Source organism: Acinetobacter sp. Marseille-Q1623 (genome assembly GCF_902809895.1).
In the GTDB taxonomy this organism is placed as follows: Bacteria; Pseudomonadota; Gammaproteobacteria; order Pseudomonadales; family Moraxellaceae; genus Acinetobacter; species Acinetobacter piscicola_A.
Window position 1 is genome coordinate 1489443 of sequence record NZ_CADDWG010000001.1, and the last position, 18402, is coordinate 1507844.

General features: G+C 36.4%; 18 protein-coding genes. 3 read left to right on the forward strand and 15 right to left on the reverse strand.

The genetic code is table 11. The features are described from left to right. Positions 1 to 334 precede the first annotated feature (334 nt). A complete protein-coding gene (locus HUV91_RS07075) occupies positions 335 to 1615 on the forward strand; it encodes an aspartate kinase (protein WP_130072769.1) in 1281 nt (426 codons plus the stop codon). A 236-nt stretch (positions 1616 to 1851) separates the two neighbouring features. Then, a complete protein-coding gene (gene csrA / locus HUV91_RS07080) occupies positions 1852 to 2112 on the forward strand; it encodes a carbon storage regulator CsrA (protein ID WP_130072770.1) in 261 nt (86 codons plus the stop codon). A gap of 87 nt (positions 2113 to 2199) precedes the next feature. Here csrA and rnhB read toward each other — a convergent pair whose 3' ends face one another. Together rnhB and HUV91_RS07090 are read right to left on the reverse strand one after the other, a co-directional pair. Continuing rightward, complete coding sequence (rnhB, locus tag HUV91_RS07085) at positions 2200 to 2787, reverse strand: ribonuclease HII (protein ID WP_267313465.1); 588 nt, start codon at positions 2785 to 2787, stop codon at positions 2200 to 2202. 46 nt (positions 2788 to 2833) lie between these two features. Further along, positions 2834 to 3217, reverse strand: coding sequence for a hypothetical protein (locus HUV91_RS07090; RefSeq protein WP_130072772.1), 384 nt, complete (start codon positions 3215 to 3217; stop codon positions 2834 to 2836). A gap of 236 nt (positions 3218 to 3453) precedes the next feature. On the opposite strand from HUV91_RS07090, the gene HUV91_RS07095 reads away from it, so the two are divergent. Further along, complete coding sequence (locus HUV91_RS07095; protein WP_130072773.1) at positions 3454 to 4008, forward strand: cytochrome b; 555 nt, start codon at positions 3454 to 3456, stop codon at positions 4006 to 4008. A 99-nt stretch (positions 4009 to 4107) separates the two neighbouring features. Here HUV91_RS07095 and HUV91_RS07100 read toward each other — a convergent pair whose 3' ends face one another. From HUV91_RS07100 to HUV91_RS07160, 13 genes are all read right to left on the reverse strand, one after another. Beyond that, on the reverse strand, positions 4108 to 4461 hold the full coding sequence (locus tag HUV91_RS07100; protein ID WP_174492969.1) for a hypothetical protein: 354 nt from the start codon (positions 4459 to 4461) through the stop codon (positions 4108 to 4110). Positions 4462 to 4530: 69 nt separating this feature from the next. Next, positions 4531 to 5532 (reverse strand): adenosine deaminase, encoded by a 1002-nt coding sequence (locus HUV91_RS07105; protein WP_174492970.1) that lies wholly within the window; start codon positions 5530 to 5532, stop codon positions 4531 to 4533. A 93-nt stretch (positions 5533 to 5625) separates the two neighbouring features. Further along, positions 5626 to 6945 carry an NCS2 family permease gene (locus HUV91_RS07110; protein ID WP_130072776.1) on the reverse strand — a complete coding sequence of 440 codons (1320 nt, stop codon included), beginning with the start codon at positions 6943 to 6945 and terminating at the stop codon, positions 5626 to 5628. Positions 6946 to 7232: 287 nt separating this feature from the next. After that, positions 7233 to 7400, reverse strand: coding sequence for a hypothetical protein (locus tag HUV91_RS07115; protein ID WP_174492971.1), 168 nt, complete (start codon positions 7398 to 7400; stop codon positions 7233 to 7235). A 382-nt stretch (positions 7401 to 7782) separates the two neighbouring features. Continuing rightward, positions 7783 to 8226 carry a 2-amino-4-hydroxy-6-hydroxymethyldihydropteridine diphosphokinase gene (locus tag HUV91_RS07120; RefSeq protein ID WP_130072777.1) on the reverse strand — a complete coding sequence of 148 codons (444 nt, stop codon included), beginning with the start codon at positions 8224 to 8226 and terminating at the stop codon, positions 7783 to 7785. Beyond that, positions 8183 to 8563: a dihydroneopterin aldolase gene (folB, locus tag HUV91_RS07125; protein WP_130072778.1), complete on the reverse strand. Its 381-nt coding sequence runs from the start codon at positions 8561 to 8563 to the stop codon at positions 8183 to 8185. The genes HUV91_RS07120 and folB overlap by 44 nt, the downstream gene beginning before the upstream one ends. A 120-nt stretch (positions 8564 to 8683) precedes the next feature. Beyond that, positions 8684 to 9982, reverse strand: a complete 1299-nt coding sequence (locus tag HUV91_RS07130; RefSeq protein WP_130073041.1) for an ABC1 kinase family protein — start codon at positions 9980 to 9982, stop codon at positions 8684 to 8686. 51 nt (positions 9983 to 10033) lie between these two features. Then, positions 10034 to 10780, reverse strand: coding sequence for a HesA/MoeB/ThiF family protein (locus HUV91_RS07135; RefSeq protein WP_174493604.1), 747 nt, complete (start codon positions 10778 to 10780; stop codon positions 10034 to 10036). Between the two features lie 489 nt (positions 10781 to 11269). Then, positions 11270 to 12916: an AMP-binding protein gene (locus HUV91_RS07140; RefSeq protein WP_174492972.1), complete on the reverse strand. Its 1647-nt coding sequence runs from the start codon at positions 12914 to 12916 to the stop codon at positions 11270 to 11272. A gap of 283 nt (positions 12917 to 13199) precedes the next feature. After that, positions 13200 to 13766: a LemA family protein gene (locus HUV91_RS07145; protein ID WP_174492973.1), complete on the reverse strand. Its 567-nt coding sequence runs from the start codon at positions 13764 to 13766 to the stop codon at positions 13200 to 13202. Between the two features lie 17 nt (positions 13767 to 13783). Next, positions 13784 to 14809 (reverse strand): hypothetical protein, encoded by a 1026-nt coding sequence (locus HUV91_RS07150; RefSeq protein ID WP_174492974.1) that lies wholly within the window; start codon positions 14807 to 14809, stop codon positions 13784 to 13786. 235 nt (positions 14810 to 15044) lie between these two features. Beyond that, positions 15045 to 16427, reverse strand: a complete 1383-nt coding sequence (locus HUV91_RS07155) for an amino acid permease (RefSeq protein WP_174492975.1) — start codon at positions 16425 to 16427, stop codon at positions 15045 to 15047. Positions 16428 to 16597: 170 nt separating this feature from the next. Further along, a complete protein-coding gene (locus tag HUV91_RS07160; RefSeq protein ID WP_174492976.1) occupies positions 16598 to 18319 on the reverse strand; it encodes an alpha-keto acid decarboxylase family protein in 1722 nt (573 codons plus the stop codon). Between the last annotated feature and the right edge of the window lie 83 nt (positions 18320 to 18402).

The window sequence follows — 18402 nt, forward strand, 5'->3', positions numbered from 1 at the left end:
TGAAAATACTTTTTTCAATATGAAATTTACCTTTTAACTATGTCGATAAAAATGATTGTAATCTTTGCAGCTTATAATCAAATCAACATAAAACAACCTGTAAAACTAGAATTTCTTTTGAATTCACAGCCATTAACAGGATGAAAATAGCGAAGTTGAAAAAGTGATATCAATCTCTGTTCACTTTTCAACATTCGATATCTGTATAGACTTCAGCATTCATCTTAACTGAAGTGTACGTACGACGTGGTATTTTGGAGTTTGTGTATTTTTTCCGACTTCAAATATGTGTAAGTGTTAAGTCTTTTGACTTATTTACTTGGTAAGGATAGTTATGGCACTAATCGTTCAAAAATATGGCGGTACTTCAATGGGTACTCCAGAGCGCATTTTAAATGTTGCTCGTCGTGTAAAGCGTTGGCATGATCATGGCCACAAGGTGGTTGTGGTTGTATCAGCAATGAGTGGTGAAACTAACCGCTTATTGGCTTTAGCGAAAGCCATTACCGAAACCCCTGATCCACGTGAATTAGACCAAATGGTGTCTACAGGTGAACAGGTAACGATTGCAATGTTGTCTATGGCTCTTAACTCCATTGGAGTTGAAGCAAAATCACTTACGGGTCGCCAAGTTGGTATTAAAACTGACAGTGCATTCACCAAAGCACGTATCGACTCAATTGATACGGATGTCATGACGGGTCATCTCGATGCAGGACGTGTAATTGTTGTTGCAGGTTTCCAAGGCTTTGATGCTGAAGGCAATACCACAACATTAGGTCGTGGTGGTTCAGACACTTCAGGTGTTGCACTTGCTGCTGCATTAAAAGCAGATGAATGCCAAATTTATACAGATGTAGATGGTGTTTATACCACTGACCCACGTGTCGCACCAAAAGCCAAAAAAGTTGATCGCATTTCATTTGAAGAAATGCTTGAAATGGCATCACTTGGTTCTAAAGTTTTGCAAATTCGTTCTGTTGAATTTGCAGGAAAATACCAAGTGCCTTTACGCGTATTATCAAGTTTTGATAATGACGATGATGGCGCATTCGACGAAGATTTTAAAAAGAACGTTGGAACACTAATCACCACTGAAGCGGAAGACAACATGGAAAATCCTATTATTTCAGGTATCGCATTTAACCGTGACGAAGCAAAATTAACCATTTTAGGTGTGCCTGATGAACCAGGTATCGCCTCTAAAATTTTGTCACCGATTGGTGCTGCAAATGTTGAAGTGGATATGATTATCCAAAACGTTGAAGAAGATGGTACAACGGACTTTACATTTACAGTAAACCGTGGCGAACTTAAAAAAGCCAAAACAATTTTAGAAGATACTGCAAAAGCAATTAACGCACGTGAAGTCGCAACGCGTGATGACATCGTAAAAGTGTCAATCGTTGGTGTAGGTATGCGCTCACATGCAGGTGTTGCGAGTAAAATGTTTACTGCGCTTGCAGATGAAGGCATTAATATCTTAATGATTTCAACTTCTGAAATTAAAATTTCAGTGATTATTGAAGAAAATTATTTAGAACTTGCTGTTCGTACATTACATACAGCATTTGGCTTAGATCGTGAACATGGCGAATCTAGCACGCGCGCTTAAAATTTAATCAAAATTAACCTATTATTGGCAATTTTGACCTAGAAAATGATAGAGCCACTATAGTTTTTTATAGTGGCTCTGTTATATTAAGTGCTGAGGTTGTAAAAAAATTTCGCCAGAGTGATTTAAAGTGAAAACTTGATCACATTATTCTGTTAAAATGCTCTCTGTTTTCGAGGTTGCTTTCTAAACTAAAGAAATTCATTGCAGGTTTAGCGTTTTGCAAGGAGATAAACATGCTGATTCTGACCCGTCGTGTCGGAGAAACATTAATGATTGGTGATCAAGTCAGTGTTACTGTGCTTGGTGTCAAAGGTAATCAAGTTCGTATTGGGGTAAATGCACCGAAAGAAGTTTCTGTCCATCGTGAAGAAATTTATCAACGCATTCAACATGAACGTGCGATGCACGAACATTTGCAACACATTGATCAAGATTATCAACCTTCATTTGAAGAAGATAATTATGCCCAAAATAATGATAACTTTAACCGTTAAGTTATTGTTAGTTGGGAAAGTATAAAGCGGCTCAAGAGGCCGCTTTAAATTTATCTATGCACAGCAAAATACAACTTATTTAGAAGACTATTCAAATAATTTTAATGCTTTTTTGACAGGAGCATAGCTTCGGCGATGCTGCTCAATGACACCATGCGCTTCAATGGCTGCAAAATGTGCTTTGGTTGGATAACCTTTATGTTTGGCAAATCCGTATTGTGGATAAATAGCATCAAGTTCAACCATCTCACGATCACGCGTCACTTTAGCTAAAATACTTGCTGCACTGATTTCTGGGTGCAGTGCATCCCCACCCACTACAGCATCGCAACTCATCTGCAATCCTTGCGGGACTTTATTGCCATCCACACGAACATGCTCAGGTACAAGTGCTAATGCCTCTACTGCACGACGCATTGCCAATAAAGATGCTTGTAAAATATTGAGTTCATCAATCTCGGTATGTGATGCTTCTGCAATTGCCCAAGCTAACGCTTTTTCTTGGATTTCTTTAAATAACTTTTCACGTTTTTTTTCAGTGAGTTTTTTAGAATCATTCAAACCTTCTATTGGATTGTTTGGATCTAAAATCACAGCCGCAGCCACAACAGCCCCGACTAAAGGCCCTCTGCCCGCTTCATCAACACCCGCAATTAACATCTGCTTTTCACCCATAAAAAAAGAGGCTGAACCTGTCAGCCTCTGCGCATTATAACACAAATTATTTTACAGCTTCTGCCACACATGCATTGATGGTTTTGGTCACTGCATTTGATACAATCGTTGCACGGGCATTTGGATCAATTGCAGCCGTTGCTAAATCTACCGCCGTTACGCTTTGTGGTGCTTTGTCGCTTACACAACCACAAATTTCACCTTGAACATTGTTTTTTTGCTCAGTAGTCATTAATTTGGTTGCAGTTTGCCATGCAGGTAAATTATTCAGTTCTGTTGTACATTTTGCATTAATTGCAATTTTTAATGCTGCTGTGCCAAGTTGTTGCGTCGTTGACGCAGCTGTAGAAGTACCAGTTGTACCTGAAGTCGATGCGCAAGCTGTCAATATAAGCGCGATTGGCGCAAGCACTGCAATTAATTTTTTCACAATATTTTCCTTGTTATGAAAATTCAGTGTGCGTATTGTGCCGAAAGTGCTATAGAGTTTAAACCTGTAATTTTCTATAAAAATGTAATTTGCTAAAATTTGTACTATTTTCAAGCATTTTATATTCACTTTAGCTGAGCGTTGCAAATACAAAACAATTCGTTGAATTTTTAATAGTGATCTTGTATTGAAAAATAAATATGATGCTTCTAAATAGATCTATGGAACATGGTTCAATGCCACAACAATCAAAATATTACACAAGAACAGCCCAATGCCTACATTGGATTATGGCAATTATTTTCATTAGTGCTTGGTTCATTGGTTTTTATAGTGGTAATTTTTTAAGCTATGAAACTGATGGTAGCTTTAAAGGGGATGTGATTACTTTACATAAAAATATTGCATCAACGATTCTTTTCTTAGTGGTTATTCGTATCTTTTGGCGTTATACGCACCCTGCACCTGCACTACCCAATACCATGTCACCTGCAATGAAAACATTCGCACATTTAGGGCATTTGGCTCTTTATTTTATGTTGTTGGCTCTTCCTATTACAGGTTGTTTGTTTAGTTGGAGCGCAGGACATCCTGTGCCTGTTTTATATTTATTTGAAATTCCAAGATTAGTTCAGGACAACCCCGACTTAATGGACATTGTAAAACCATTGCATATTTATCTTTCATGGGCAGCGGGTTTACTCTTAGTTGGGCATATTGCCGCAGCGTTAAAACATCATTTTATTGATAAAGATAATGTATTACGCAGTATGACACGTCAAAGTGACTAAGCTAGATAAAGCACAATTTGTTTAAAACATCAAAGCACATCATTAGATGTGCTTTTTAGTGCAAAAAATAATGAAATTATACAGTTACATGTACAATTATTATTTAAAAATCTCAGCAGCACATCCTTTCAAACTATTCACCACTGCTTTTTCAATCAATTTATTTTTTGCAGATTCATTCACTGAAGCAACCAATAACTCCTTAGTGCCCACATTATTTAAAGCATTTTCGCTGACACAGCCACAAATTTTATGCTGCGCATTGCTTTGTTGTGTCGTGCTCCAAAATAATGATGATGTCTGCCAAACTTTTGAGTTTTTGAGTTCAGTTGCACATTGTTGCTCAATTAATGGCTTTAACATTTTTTGTGTCACTGATTTAGAATCCGAATCGGCACATGCCACCGTAATTGGTACAATCATCAATAATGTTAAAGCAGTAAAAATTTTCACATTCAATTCCTCATAAAAAAGCAGTGTAAATACACTGCTTTCTTGTTAATGCTTAGGATAAACCGAGTTTTATACCAATGCATCGATTTGATTGTTCCATTTTTGCTTTTCTGCATCAGAAATAAATGATGCTGCAAAAGAATTTTGTGCAAGCTGTTTCAGCTCTGTATGACTTAAATCTAGCGCATCTGCAATCGCAAAGAAATTATCATTCATATACCCACCAAAATAAGATGGATCATCTGAATTGACCGTCACATGCACGCCCTGCTGTAATAAACGCTGAATATTATGCTGTGCCATATCATTCACAACACATAACTTTAAATTACTCAGTGGGCAAACAGTCAAAGGCATTTTTTCTGCAATGAGGCGTTGCATAAGCTGAGGATCTTCTTCAGAACGTACACCGTGATCGATGCGATTCACTTTGAGTAAATCCAAAGCTTGCCACACATAATCCGCAGGACCTTCTTCACCTGCATGGGCTACAATCAAAAAGCCTGCTTCACGTGCTTTAGCAAAGACACGCTCAAACTTAGACGGTGGATGCCCCACTTCACTTGAATCCAACCCGACACCGATAATTTGCTCTTTATAAGGCATAGCTTGTTCTAAAGTTGCAAATGCCGCCTCTTCACTTAAATGTCGTAAAAAACACATAATTAAATGTGAACTAATATTTAATTTTTCACGTGCATCATCACAAGCACGTTGCAAACCATTGATCACGGTTGCAAATGCTATACCACGATCAGTATGAGTCTGTGGATCAAAGAAGATTTCTGTATGTACAACATTGTCTTGCGCACATTTTTCAAAATATGCCCAAGCCAAATCATAAAAATCTTGTTCATGAATCAGAACAGCCGCACCCGCATAATAAATATCTAGAAAAGACTGTAAATTATGAAAATTATAGGCTTGTTTCACTTCCTCAACGGATTTATAAGGAATGTCGATGTGATTACGCTGAGCAATCGCAAACATGAGTTCTGGCTCAAACGTTCCTTCAATATGCACATGTAATTCTGCCTTTGGCAAAGCACGTATGAGTTCATTTCTATTCATGTTTTATCCTCAAATTTCACAATAAGATTTACATTTATTTCAAAATAAAAAAGGGCGCAAACTGAGTTTACACCCTTTTCTGAATACCGAAAATTAGCCGCCAAATGCAACGAACTTAATCACCCAAAGTACAGCAATAATCCATACCATATATGGAACAGTTGCAGCTTTACCTGTGAATAATTTCACCAATGCATAACTAATAAAGCCCATCGCAATACCATCTGCAATCGAATAGGTAAATGGCATAAATACAATAGTTAAAAATGCAGGAACAGCTTCAGTAATGTCATCCCATTCAATATTGGTGATTCCTTGAATCATCAACACACCAACGAATAACAATGCTGGTGCAGTGGCAAAACCAGGAACTGACTGTGCCAAAGGTGCTAAGAATAAACAGGCAATAAATAGCAAGCCTACGACAACTGCCGTTAAACCTGTACGTCCACCTGCTGCCACACCTGCGGAAGATTCGATATAAGGTGTAGTTGATGAAGTACCAAGTGCAGCACCGGCAACAATAGCTGTCGAATCGGCAAATAAGGCTTTTTTCAAACGAGGTAATTTACCATCTTTGAGTAAACCAGCACGATGTGAAACACCAACCAACGTTCCTGTAGAGTCAAATAGATCCACCAAGAAAAATACAAAAATGACGCCAATCAAACTCGCAGTAAACAGACCTTCAAAATCCATTTGCATAAACGTTGGCGCAATCGATGGAATCGAACCAACTATACCTTTAAACTCGTTATAACCCAATACCGTAGATAATGCTGTAATCACTAAAATACTGATGATGATCGCACCACGTACTTTAAAATGGTGCATAATCACGACAAGGAAAAAGCCAAATAATGCCAACAATACAGTCGGTTGCTTTAAATCGCCCAAACCTACAAGCGTCGCTTGATTATCAACAATAATGCCTGCATTTTTGAGCGCAACCAATGCAAGGAACAAACCAATCCCACCACCGATGGCAAACTTCAACGACATCGGAATCGCATTGACAATCGCTTCACGAATTTTGAACATGCTGATCGCAATAAAAATGAGACCTGACATAAACACTGCTGCTAAAGCTGTTTGCCAAGGCACGCCCATACCGATACAGACCGAATAAGTAAAATACGCATTTAGCCCCATGCCGGGTGCAAGTGCTATAGGATAATTTGCCACGATTCCCATCACTAAACAACCAATTGCAGCAGCTAAGCAGGTTGCGACAAATACAGCCCCATGGTCCATCCCCGTTTCAGAGAGAATTAAGGGATTCACAATGATGATGTAACACATGGTTAAAAATGTAGTTACACCAGCAAGAATTTCAGTTCTAAACGTAGTTTTGTTCTCACTGAGTTTGAATAAGCGTTCAAGCAAACCCGCAGAAGGATTTGGAGTCGTCATTGGTGAGCCCCTATAAAAATTGAGCTATGTGTTGATAAGGTTTTGTGCATAAATCGAAATGTTCTCAAAAAACTAAGAAATACATTCAATTTACATACCAAAAAGATAGAAATAATAAAGATTTTTTGAACTAAAAAAGCTGCAAAAATGCAGCCTTTTATCCATTTTCAAGCTCACTTCAGTGCTCGCCTGTTCTTTATCTAAAATACGGTTGGCAAATTATACCATATTGTTTATTTATTTTTTAAAAATCGCCAACCATACACCATAATTTGAAGATTACTTTGTTAACGCATATTATTATGGGGATTATTTTCTACCGTTAAAATAGTTTTATTGGCTTCTTGAATCAATTTAAGCATATTTTGCTCTTTACGCTTATTTGTATCGATATATGTCCAATATCCGACTGCAAAAATGGTCGTAATGAAAAATAATGCGGTAATCTTAAACATAAGCTTCTTATTTATAGTGAATTTCATCTATTTTAACACCAAAATTGTGACAATGTTTGCATTTTTTAAAATTTTCTAAAGAATCTTGTTAGATCTACAAATCAATCTCAAAGCAATAAACTTTAAGCTACTGATCTGATTTCATCCAACATCTTCCTCTAGTTATAAAAGCGGTCTATGAAAAATATATTTACACGCGAATTATTCAAGATATAAAGTATAAAAACAAATCAGACAATAACCAAAACAATCATTCAAACAACAATTTAGTTATACCAAAATAAAAAATTGTGCTAAAAACGGGACATTACATTTTAATTTTTCTTAATAAAATGGTGAATCTAGCAATTGCAAATAGCGATTTACCGAGATATACAAAAAATCAAACTTCAGAATGAAGATACACTTGCGGATATTGATGAATTGCATGATTAAAAATAGGATTTTCCCAAATATTGCGCATGGGTATTTTTACATCTAAAGCTAACGGTAATTTTTTGGGGTTAAATTGCATTTCACTTAAGTCTTTGCCCCATGCAATCAAATCAATATCTAAAGAAATTTGGTGTGAAGGTCTGACTCGCCCTGAGTCCTGTTCCATTTTTTTTAAAATCTTCTGTATTTCATCTAAAGATAAGGTACTTTTTAATAAACAAGCTGCATTCCAATATTCTGCACCAACACCATCACGACAAGGAATAACGTAAATATTGGAAAAGATCACCTCGCCCAAAGTTGAAATTTGAGCAAAAGTATTTTGAAAATAGTGCTTAGGTTGATGATTACTGGCGAGTGCTAGGGCGAAAATCATTTCGGTGGCGTTCAAGACGAATTCCTACAGAATTTGCTTGCGGGATAATGGCAGGCTTACGAACCACAATGATAATAGATTCGATTGCAGAAAAGGTAGTAAAAAGTGCATTCAACACTAATTTTGCGGCATGTTCGATTAATTTTGGGGCAGCCTCTTGAATAACATGCGCTGAAATTTCACAAATCTCTGCATAATTCAGCGTATCCACTAACTCATCTGACTCTGCTGCTTGTTGTAAAGATGTATGTATCGTCAAATCTAGCATCAAAGGTTGAATAATCTGTCGCTCCCAATTAAAACAGCCGACAACTGTATCAACTTTCAAACCTTCAATAATAATTGCATCCATGACACTCAAATTCTCTATTTCAATTTTAAAAAATATCTCCTTTAAAAAAGGAGATATTTAAGGGAATTTTCTAATAAAAAACTCCCTTATCACTTCCATTTTAAAAGAAGGAACACTCAATCACTGCTTCAATAAAGTTGCAGGATCTAGATGTTGTACCATTTGCAAACGTTGATCTGCATAAATATCAGTATATGGCGCAAGAACACGCATAAAACGATCAAAATACAACATTTGCTTAAATAATAAAGCAAAATCACGTGGGAAACGAATGCCATGGCGCTCACCGACTGCCACCATATCCAACATAATGTCATTGAGGTCAGACGGATTTGAGGTCATGATTTGCTGCGGATCTGCCAATAATACACCACTAAATAAACGCTCCAAATCATCGGCAAGCACTTTAGTGTCAATTTGTTGATCTGTCATGCCCATTTTCAGCATATTTTCAGCCATTAAAATATAGTCAGTACGTTGTAAAGCATCCATAAATGCCATACATGCTGTCCATACTTGTGGGTTTAACTGACCTACAATGCCAAAATCAATAAAACCTATACGACCATCTTCAAGTAACATCAGGTTACCTGCATGCAAATCGGCATGGAAACTTTCACACATCATTAAACTACCAAACCATGTATTCATTGCGGTAATTAATACTTGTGATGGATCTTTTGCCACTTTTTTAACAACTTCAAAGTCAGTCAGTGGTACACCATATAAACGCTGCATGGTTAAGACACGGCGTGTTGAATATTGGTGATAAACTTTTGGTGCAGTTGCAGCTTGATTTTGTGAAACATTTAAATAATTCACAAAATCATCTAAATTTTTGGCCTCTTCAATAAAATCAACCTCACGTACCATACGTGTTTTGATTTCATCCACAATGTCCGCCAATGAAGCAAATTTTACTTTAGGCACCGCTTTTTCAAGCAGTTTTGTTGCCCAATGCAGTACATTTAAATCGGTATAAAGAATGGTTTCTACACCTGGTTTTTGTACTTTAATAACAACATCTTCGCCACTGACCAGTTTTGCTGCGTGTACTTGGGCAATAGAGGCTGAAGCTAAAGGCTTTTCTTCAATAGAAGCAAAAATCTCAGTCAAATCACGACCCGCAAATTCTTCAGCTAACACAGTTTTCACATAGCTAAAAGGTAAATAAGGCGTTTGATCTAGACAGCCTTGAAACTCTTCCACATATTCACGTGGAAATAATGAAGGTGTACTCGCAACAAATTGTCCGAGTTTAATATAGGTTGAGCCTAAAGACTCGAAAGTCTCTCGCATCAATTTTGCATGACTTGGTTTTTCAGTGGCATATTTAATGCCCGCTTTTGCTGCAATCACTGCCGTTTCACCGACACGGGCAACGGAGCGCAGTCCATCTAAGAAAATTTTGTTTTTCATCATGTCTAAGTACAAGCAAAGAATAAAAATAATGGGATTGAGTTTAACAAATTAAATGACATTTGCAGTATGGCTTGCCTGACAGTTTGCACAATCTTGATCTTTTTCAAAGCTTAAAATTCGTTGTTTCATTGTTAAGCCATCCCAAAGCAAGAGTTTTTGTTTCAATGCCATCCGATTTAAACCCAAATATAAAAGTGCATGATGTGCTTGCAAACTTGCCATTACATTCGGTGTCGTTGCCAAAACACCTGTATCAGCACAGCGTAAGCTTTCATTGGTATGTTGTTCTTTTGGAAATACACATTCATAACATGCCGAATGCTCTGCCACCATAAACAATTGCCCTTGAAAACCAATCGCAGACGCACTAATCAAAGTAACATTATGCTGAGTACATATTTGATTCACCAAATAGCGAGTTTCAAAGTTATCACAACCATCTAATACTAAATCTTGAGCATGAATGAGTTGCTCAGCATTTTTTGATGTGAGTTTTTCTGTAATACTTTCAACCTGTATAAAAGGGTTAATTTGTTGTAGTCGTTTCGCCAAAATTTCGGCTTTATAAAAACCAATATCTTGCTGACTATAGGCGATTTGTCGTTGTAAATTACTCATTTCTACTGTATCTGCATCAATCAGGGTAATTTTCCCTACACCTGCACGTGCAAGTAATTCAGCAGTGGTACAACCAATTCCGCCACATCCCACAATAAGCACATTGGCAAGTTTTAATTTTTCCTGCGCTTCAATATCCCAACCATCAAGCAGTATTTGACGTGAATAAAGATGCATTTCTGCATCACTGAGTTCCAAATCTAGCGCAAGTTCTGTTACCACTGGAATATCCTTTTCAGATGAATCTTGATCAGTTGAGGTATTATTATAGTTGATCTACTGTGATTAGGAGATTTAACTTTCAGCACTCATTAAATTAAATTTAAATTATTGAAATTTGACAATATTTTTAAATAATGTAGAATAATTTCTTAAGCAGCCTAATTTATTCAAATCAGCTTCATTCGCTCAATGAATTTAGGTCATTTTTATCTTTTTATAAAAGGAGTAAATGGCAAATGTTTAAAGCGTTTAAACAATTATTTTGTAAACATCACTTCGTTCAATATGAGATGCAACATTTACATATTGCTGAATGTGTCAAATGTGGTGTGCAATTTCCGCATTAAATGGTCAACCTGTAAAAACCGTTTTACGACTTGAATCAAAGGGTAGATTCAGAAATCAAAGCACCCATTTCGGGTGCTTAGAGAAATTCTGAAACACTTAAACGGCTTGTTGCATCATCTGTAACTTTGCAATTTCTTGTTGTTTCAATAAATTACGCTGAATTTTTCCACTCGATGTTTTTGGTAAACGCTCTACAAACTCGATCTCACGTGGATATGAATGCTTAGATAAACGAGAACGCACATAATCTTGTAATTGAATGGCTAACGCAGCCGATGCCGCAACTTGAGGTTTTAAAACCACAAAGGCTTTGACAATTTCAGTACGCTCTACATCAGGTTTACCAATGACTGCTGACTCTAATACTTCTACACATTCTAAAAGTGTACTTTCAACATCAAAAGGACCTACACGATAGCCTGATGTTGTAATCACATCATCAGCACGACCCACAAAATCAATCCCACCTAATTCATTGAGTTTGACCGTATCGCCTGTTAAATAATAATGCCCAACAAATGATTTACGGTTATTACCGCCATAACCTTTAAACCATGTTAGAGGAGATTTTGAAAAATCAATTGCCAATGTTCCAATCCCACCACGTTCGACTTCTTCATGATTTTGATTGAGTACAGCAAAACGATGCCCAGGATTTGCAAAACCTGCTGAACCGATCTTGATTGGATGCTGCAAAGCATGATGATTACCAATCACCATTCCCAATTCAGTTTGCCCATACTGATCAAAAATATTGACCTTTAAATCTTGATTAAACCAATGAATCACTTCAGGTGTTAAAGGTTCACCTGCACTACTGACCACACGCAAATGCGTTTGAATTGAAGCATCAAATTTTTCTTTAAAGCCAAAGAACATACGAAAAGCGGTTGGTGAACCTGTTAAATTACTGACTTTGTATTTTTTGATTATTTCTAAGGCATTATCTACACTAAATGCACGTTCATCCATAATGATGCTATGCCCTAATGCCAATGGACCTGTAATACCATAATACAAACCATATGCCCAACCAGGGTCAGCTAAATTCCAAAACGAATCTTCTTCAGTTAATCCAACTGCATGCAACATATATTCTTTAAATGCCAAAACTGCCTTTAAAGGAACAGGAACAGATTTTGCCAAACCTGTCGTTCCTGAGGTAAACATCATTAAAAAATCATCATCAAAACCAAGTTGCACAGCTTCAAATGCTGCATCTTGTTGCCCCACTTCTTGCCAAAAATCTGGGTCAATTCTTTTCTCATGTTGATCTGTATAAACCGTTAAAATTTGTGGAACTTCAATATGATTTAATTTACTTCGTTGCTCTGAATTGGTCACAACCAATTGAGTATTGGCAGTATCAAGGCGATGCTCTATCGCTTTCGACTCAAAAGCAGTAAATAAAGGCTGATAAATTGCCCCCATTCGCCATGTTGCCAAAATAGTGATTAATAACTCAGGCGTACGCGGCAATAAACCTGCAATACAATCCCCAGTTTGAATCCCCACATGCTGAAAGTAATTGGCTAATTTTCCTGAAGCTTCCGCAAGTTGCTCAAACGTCCATTGTTCAGATCTACCATCTTTCGCTTGCCAAATCAGCGCAACTTTATCTGAGCCAACATAACGTTCACAGCATTCTATGTACGCATTCAGTGCTTGTGGTGTACCCACTAAACTTTTTGAAATCAATGCTTCATAATCAAAATCTTGATGCGCTCGCTCTAATGTCTTCATGACAATATCCTTTTAATCCTTGTACAAACATCATAATTTTTATGACATTTTTCGCATATTTTTATTTTGAAAGCTCATTCATTGAGCATTTCTAAAGATAGGAATAGATAATCATGAATATAAATATTGAACAATTTCCAAACACCGCAAAGATCATGCAGTTTTTGGATATTTAACAATAAACTCGATTTTATTATTTTTTACAAAAATGTGAGTTAATCAATTCTTCATCCATAAGCGATTACTCACATCAACCATAGGCTAAAACAGTCTGATTCAAATTTTAAAAATTTGGTCGATAATCAAAATTTTTCAACAAAATTGGATCTGAAAATGGACGTATTGCCTTTTTTGATAAGGTCAGTGTATTAATTAAATTGTTGGGAAAAACTTGAATTGTATTGTTAAATTCTTCAACATTTCGATTAAAAATCGTAATGGCTGCGCCCACATTTTCATTCTGCTCTTGAATCTCATCCATCATTTTTAGATAAATCTGATCTGCTTTGAGTTCAGGATAATTTTCTACCACGACATTTAAATTTTTTATCAAATCTTGACTGAGCTTTTCAATATGTTGCAATTGAGAAACATCTGTATGATTCAAATTGAGATTTAAAATTTGTTGACGTAATTCAGTGACTTTTTCTAAAGTCGATTTTTCAAACTCAGTATATTTTGTCAAAACTTGTTCTAGATTGCCTAAAATTTTGGCTTTTTGTACTTCAAAATTTGCCACTTCAGCCCAAGCTCGTTTGGTCGCATTAAAATAACGAACAATATTATTACGAATAGCAATTCCCCAAATAAAAATAAGGACAAAAATTGCAATAAAAATAAACCAGCCCATATTGTTTTCCTTATTGATTATGAAATTAAGTTTAGCATGTGTTGCTGAAAGCGTTCATATTCAGCCATACGCAAAGTACGTAAATGTCCTCTTAATTGCGAAACATCTCGAATTTTTTCGATATTTTGACGATGTTGCAACAAATTTTGATCCCCCATATAGCACAGCATATCTTCTTCAAAATGAAATACAACTTCACCTGAATAATCTTGAAAAAAATCACTCAATTTTAAAGTCATCATTGGGCTAATATGACGTGCAAGTTGATTCTGATCATGTCCAAAGATGTTTAGATTTTCATTCACTAAAATATCACTGGTTGACCATTTTTGTGTATAGGGTTCAAAAAATGCGTGACGCTGATTACTTGCTGCAAAGCCCAAACGGGGTGTAGCAAATACAAAAGCGCCCCACTGATCTTTACGTATCCCTTGCGTTTTATTCTGATCTTTATTGAACTGACTCATTGGCAATTCATTGATGTAATAATAATGAAACAATAAGACTGGATATTTTTTATGTTCAAATTCCCATGTTGTAGCAATGTATTGAGTAATTTCATTTATCGCATTTCCTTTTGAAAATAAAGGAAAAGATTGCTTTAATTTACTCATAACCAAAAGCGAGTTGCTACTTTGCGGCAAAAAAGATGGTACACGATTGAACTGTAAATCATATTTTAACATCAACATGCGTTTTTCTAAAAACTGTATTACTTCTTCAATCGGTGAACGAGGTTCATAAATTAAATAAGCAAAAAATAAACACAACATAGCGACCAAGAAAGTCAAAGCAAAGGGAATATAAACATTAATCATCCAACCAAAAATCAGAATAAAAACACCTAAAACTATGAATAAATGGGCAATAAAATTGTGGAAATATAAATCTTTACACTCTCCCCACGGGTGTAAAGCATCTAAAATCTCTTGGGGATCGCGTGCTTTTTCACCAATATTCCATAAACGAGCAACATTACGCATCACCTGCTGATTTTTTTGCGTGGTTAAATGTAGCCAGGTTTCAACGGTCTTTATTGGCATAAATACTTTAAATTTAAATGATTAAAACAAGTGTTTAACAATATCACGATGCATGATCGCTTTAAAATAAAAAATAAAACCATCAATAAATGATCAATACCTTTTTAAAATACATAAGCATAAAAAACCGAGCGAATAAATTCACTCGGTTTTTCTAAACGGTTCAACCTATTGCGAAGGATGATTCTATAAAACAATGTCGGTGAAATATCAACCACAAAGCGATAACTTTTATTTAGCGAGAAATACCGACCTCAGACATGATTGCGGCCTTCTTGCGGTATTTCGCCATATACATAAAGCCTAAAAATACCAACCACACAGGAATCATCACCACTGCTATGCGCATATCTGGCGTAAAGCTCATCACAATCAAAATAAAGAATACAAAAGCAATCGTGAGATAATTTGACCACGGTGCAAACAAACTGTTAAATGCAGTCTGCTCACCTGTACTTAACATCACTTTTCTAAATTTTAAATGTGTAATCGAAATCATTAACCAGTTAATCACTAATGCAGAGACCACCAACATCATTAAAAGCTCAAACGCTTTGCTTGGCATGATGTAATTGATCAAAACACAAAGTGCTGTCACAGCCGATGACAATAGAACAGCATTCACAGGAATGCCACGTTTATTTACTTTCTTAAGAAATTTAGGTGCATTCCCCTGTTCCGCCAAACCATGTAACATTCGTGTATTACAATAAATACAACTGTTATAAACTGAGATCGCGGCAATCAACACCACAAAATTTAAAACATTGGCCACGCCACCACTATTTAAAGATTGGAAAATTAATACAAATGGGCTGCCACCTTGTGCAACCTGATTCCATGGATATAGACAAAGTAAAATCCCAATTGCACCCACATAAAAAATCAGCACACGGTATACAATTTGATTAACTGCTTTCGGAATGGTTTTCTGAGGATTTTTGGTTTCTGCCGCCGTGATTCCAATCAACTCAAGCCCACCAAAAGCAAACATAATCATTGCCATTGCCATGATAAAACCATGTGCACCATTGGGGAAAAAACCACCGAATTGCCAAAGATTGCTCACGCTTGCCTGTGGACCAGCCTGTCCACTTAATAATAAATAAGCACCAAAACCAATCATGCTTAAAATCGCTATGATTTTAATCATTGAAAATAAAAATTCAGATTCACCAAAAAACTTCACATCAATGAGGTTAATCCCATTGATCAAAATAAAAAAGAACAGTGCTGTTAACCATGTTGGGATTTCGGGCCACCAAAAATGTATAAATGTACCAATCGCAGAAAGCTCTGCCATACTGACCAAAACATACAACACCCAATAATTCCAACCTGACATAAAGCCAGCCATTTGACCTAAATATTTATTGGCAAAATAACTAAAAGAACCACTGACAGGCTCATGTACGACCATTTCACCGAGTTGTCGCATGATCAAAAATGCAATCACACCCGCCAAAGCATAACCTAATAATACTGAAGGTCCTGCAAGCTTAATGGTTTGAGAAAGTCCAAGAAATAAACCTGTTCCGATTGCACCACCAAGTGCAATCAATTGAATATGACGATTGGAAAGCTCTTTTTTTAGCGTATTTTTTTCCTGAATTTCCATATTAACTCCTGTGTTGTCATATCCGTGACAACTTTTTTAGAAGAAATGATCTTTAACAGCTCATACCTTAAAGATCACAGTTTGATTAGCATCACATTTTAGAAATAACTTGAATTGGAAAATAAAAAAGAAGAGGAAATGTAGCACTGCTACTACATTTCCTCTTTGCGTCAAAACGAAATCGCATCCTGACATTTCACATATGGTTCAGACATTTTTAGTTTTTGGTAAGCATGATCACCATAATCATAACGAGCTACAACATCGGCAAATTTTTGTAGGCTAAGTGGCGCATCCATCGCGGGGAGTTTTAATTCAATAAATGATAAATGCTGATGATCATTAATTTTTTCTAAGGCTTGCTCAAGCTCTAAGACTGTTTCCACGGTACATGTTTCATAGGTATTTTTCCCATTAAATACATGAACCATTTCGGTATATTTCCAGTTTTGAATGTCGTTATAAGCTGCCTTTTCTCCTAAGATCAAACGCTCAATGGTATAACCGCCATTATTAATGACAAAAATAATCGGCTTAAGATCATGTCGAATAATCGTTGAAAGTTCTTGCATGGTCAGTTGTATAGAACCATCACCAATAAACAAAACATGACGACGTTTTGGTGCTGCTTTCATTGCCCCTAATAATGCGGGTAAGGTATAACCAATCGAACCCCAGATTGGCTGAGCGATGTATTTTGCTGTTTTCGGCAATCTAATGCCTGATAGAGCAGAATTTGAAGTACCGACTTCACCAATGATTACATCATTTTCTTTTAAAAATGCACCAATATATTTCCACAAAATATCATGTGAAAGCTTTCGTGAAGCTTGAATGCTTTGTGGCACAAAAGGCGTTGCCTCTAATACAGGTTTGAGAACTTTTCGAGTCGGTAAAGCATGACAGAGTGCAGTCAATAATTCAGATAATTCAATTGCAGGAAAATTTTGACCAAAAATATTTAAATCATACTGCTTAATATCTACAAACGTTTTGGGGTTAATTTGATGGCTAAAATAACCAGAACCCACATCTGTAAATCGTGCACCAATTGCAATTAAACAATCTGAATTTTCAACCAATTGGCGGACGATTGGCTGACTTGCTGCGCCCACATATACACCTGCGAACAATTGCGAGGATTCATCAACAATATTTTTCGCCGTGCTTAAACACACATAAGGAATTGCATATTGGTTTGCTAATTTTTCCACAAGCTGCGTCACTTGGAAGATTTGAGCTTCATTATCAACCAAAAGTACTGGACTTTTTGCATGCACAATTGCATTCGCCAGTGTTTTAATTGCATTTTCAAGTAATTCAGGATCACTTTTTGGCATAACAAAATTTAAAGGCTGCTCTTCCACCTGTATTTTGACATGCGTAATGTCTGATGGAAGTTGAATGTGCACAGGTCGTTTTTCGATAAAACATTGTTGCAATACACGGTCTATTTCTTTGGCTGCATTTGCAGGTGTTAGACGGGTCTGCGCCACTGTAAACTCTCGCATACAGTTCATGATATTGTCATAATTACCATCAACCAAGGTATGGTGTAAAAGTGCACCATTTTTTACTGCATGCAAAGGTGGAATCCCGGAGATATGAACCACCGCAACATTTTCAGTATAAGCACCTGCAATCCCATTGATCGCACTTAAGTCTCCTACACCATATGTGGTTGCAAGCGCAGAAAAACCGTTGATTCGTGCATAACCATCAGCAGCATAAGCGGCATTGAGCTCGTTGCAATTACCAACAAAATCAAGCTGTTTCTCTTCTTCAATCTGCTCTAAATAAGATAAATTAAAATCACCAGGTACACCAAAAACATGTTTAATTCCAAGCTCTTGTAAACGTTTATTCAGGTACTTACCAATTTCTATTAACATATTCACTTTCCTTTACATTATTATTCCCTTTATAAAAATAATATTGCATTTTATTTTTATATTTCATGCATAATAGAAACAGA

Excerpts from the sequence above, each read along its gene's own strand:
- HUV91_RS07075 (WP_130072769.1), top strand. The coding sequence starts at position 335 with ATGGCACTAATCGTTCAAAAATATGGCGGTACTTCAATGGGTACTCCA.
- csrA (WP_130072770.1), top strand. The coding sequence starts at position 1,852 with ATGCTGATTCTGACCCGTCGTGTCGGAGAAACATTAATGATTGGTGAT.
- rnhB (WP_267313465.1), bottom strand. The coding sequence starts at position 2,787 with ATGGGTGAAAAGCAGATGTTAATTGCGGGTGTTGATGAAGCGGGCAGA.
- HUV91_RS07095 (WP_130072773.1), top strand. The coding sequence starts at position 3,454 with ATGCCACAACAATCAAAATATTACACAAGAACAGCCCAATGCCTACAT.
- HUV91_RS07105 (WP_174492970.1), bottom strand. The coding sequence starts at position 5,532 with ATGAATAGAAATGAACTCATACGTGCTTTGCCAAAGGCAGAATTACAT.
- HUV91_RS07110 (WP_130072776.1), bottom strand. The coding sequence starts at position 6,945 with ATGACGACTCCAAATCCTTCTGCGGGTTTGCTTGAACGCTTATTCAAA.
- HUV91_RS07115 (WP_174492971.1), bottom strand. The coding sequence starts at position 7,400 with ATGTTTAAGATTACCGCATTATTTTTCATTACGACCATTTTTGCAGTC.
- folB (WP_130072778.1), bottom strand. The coding sequence starts at position 8,563 with ATGGATGCAATTATTATTGAAGGTTTGAAAGTTGATACAGTTGTCGGC.
- HUV91_RS07130 (WP_130073041.1), bottom strand. The coding sequence starts at position 9,982 with ATGAAAAACAAAATTTTCTTAGATGGACTGCGCTCCGTTGCCCGTGTC.
- HUV91_RS07135 (WP_174493604.1), bottom strand. The coding sequence starts at position 10,780 with ATGCATCTTTATTCACGTCAAATACTGCTTGATGGTTGGGATATTGAA.
- HUV91_RS07140 (WP_174492972.1), bottom strand. The coding sequence starts at position 12,916 with ATGAAGACATTAGAGCGAGCGCATCAAGATTTTGATTATGAAGCATTG.
- HUV91_RS07145 (WP_174492973.1), bottom strand. The coding sequence starts at position 13,766 with ATGGGCTGGTTTATTTTTATTGCAATTTTTGTCCTTATTTTTATTTGG.
- HUV91_RS07150 (WP_174492974.1), bottom strand. The coding sequence starts at position 14,809 with ATGCCAATAAAGACCGTTGAAACCTGGCTACATTTAACCACGCAAAAA.
- HUV91_RS07155 (WP_174492975.1), bottom strand. The coding sequence starts at position 16,427 with ATGGAAATTCAGGAAAAAAATACGCTAAAAAAAGAGCTTTCCAATCGT.
- HUV91_RS07160 (WP_174492976.1), bottom strand. The coding sequence starts at position 18,319 with ATGTTAATAGAAATTGGTAAGTACCTGAATAAACGTTTACAAGAGCTT.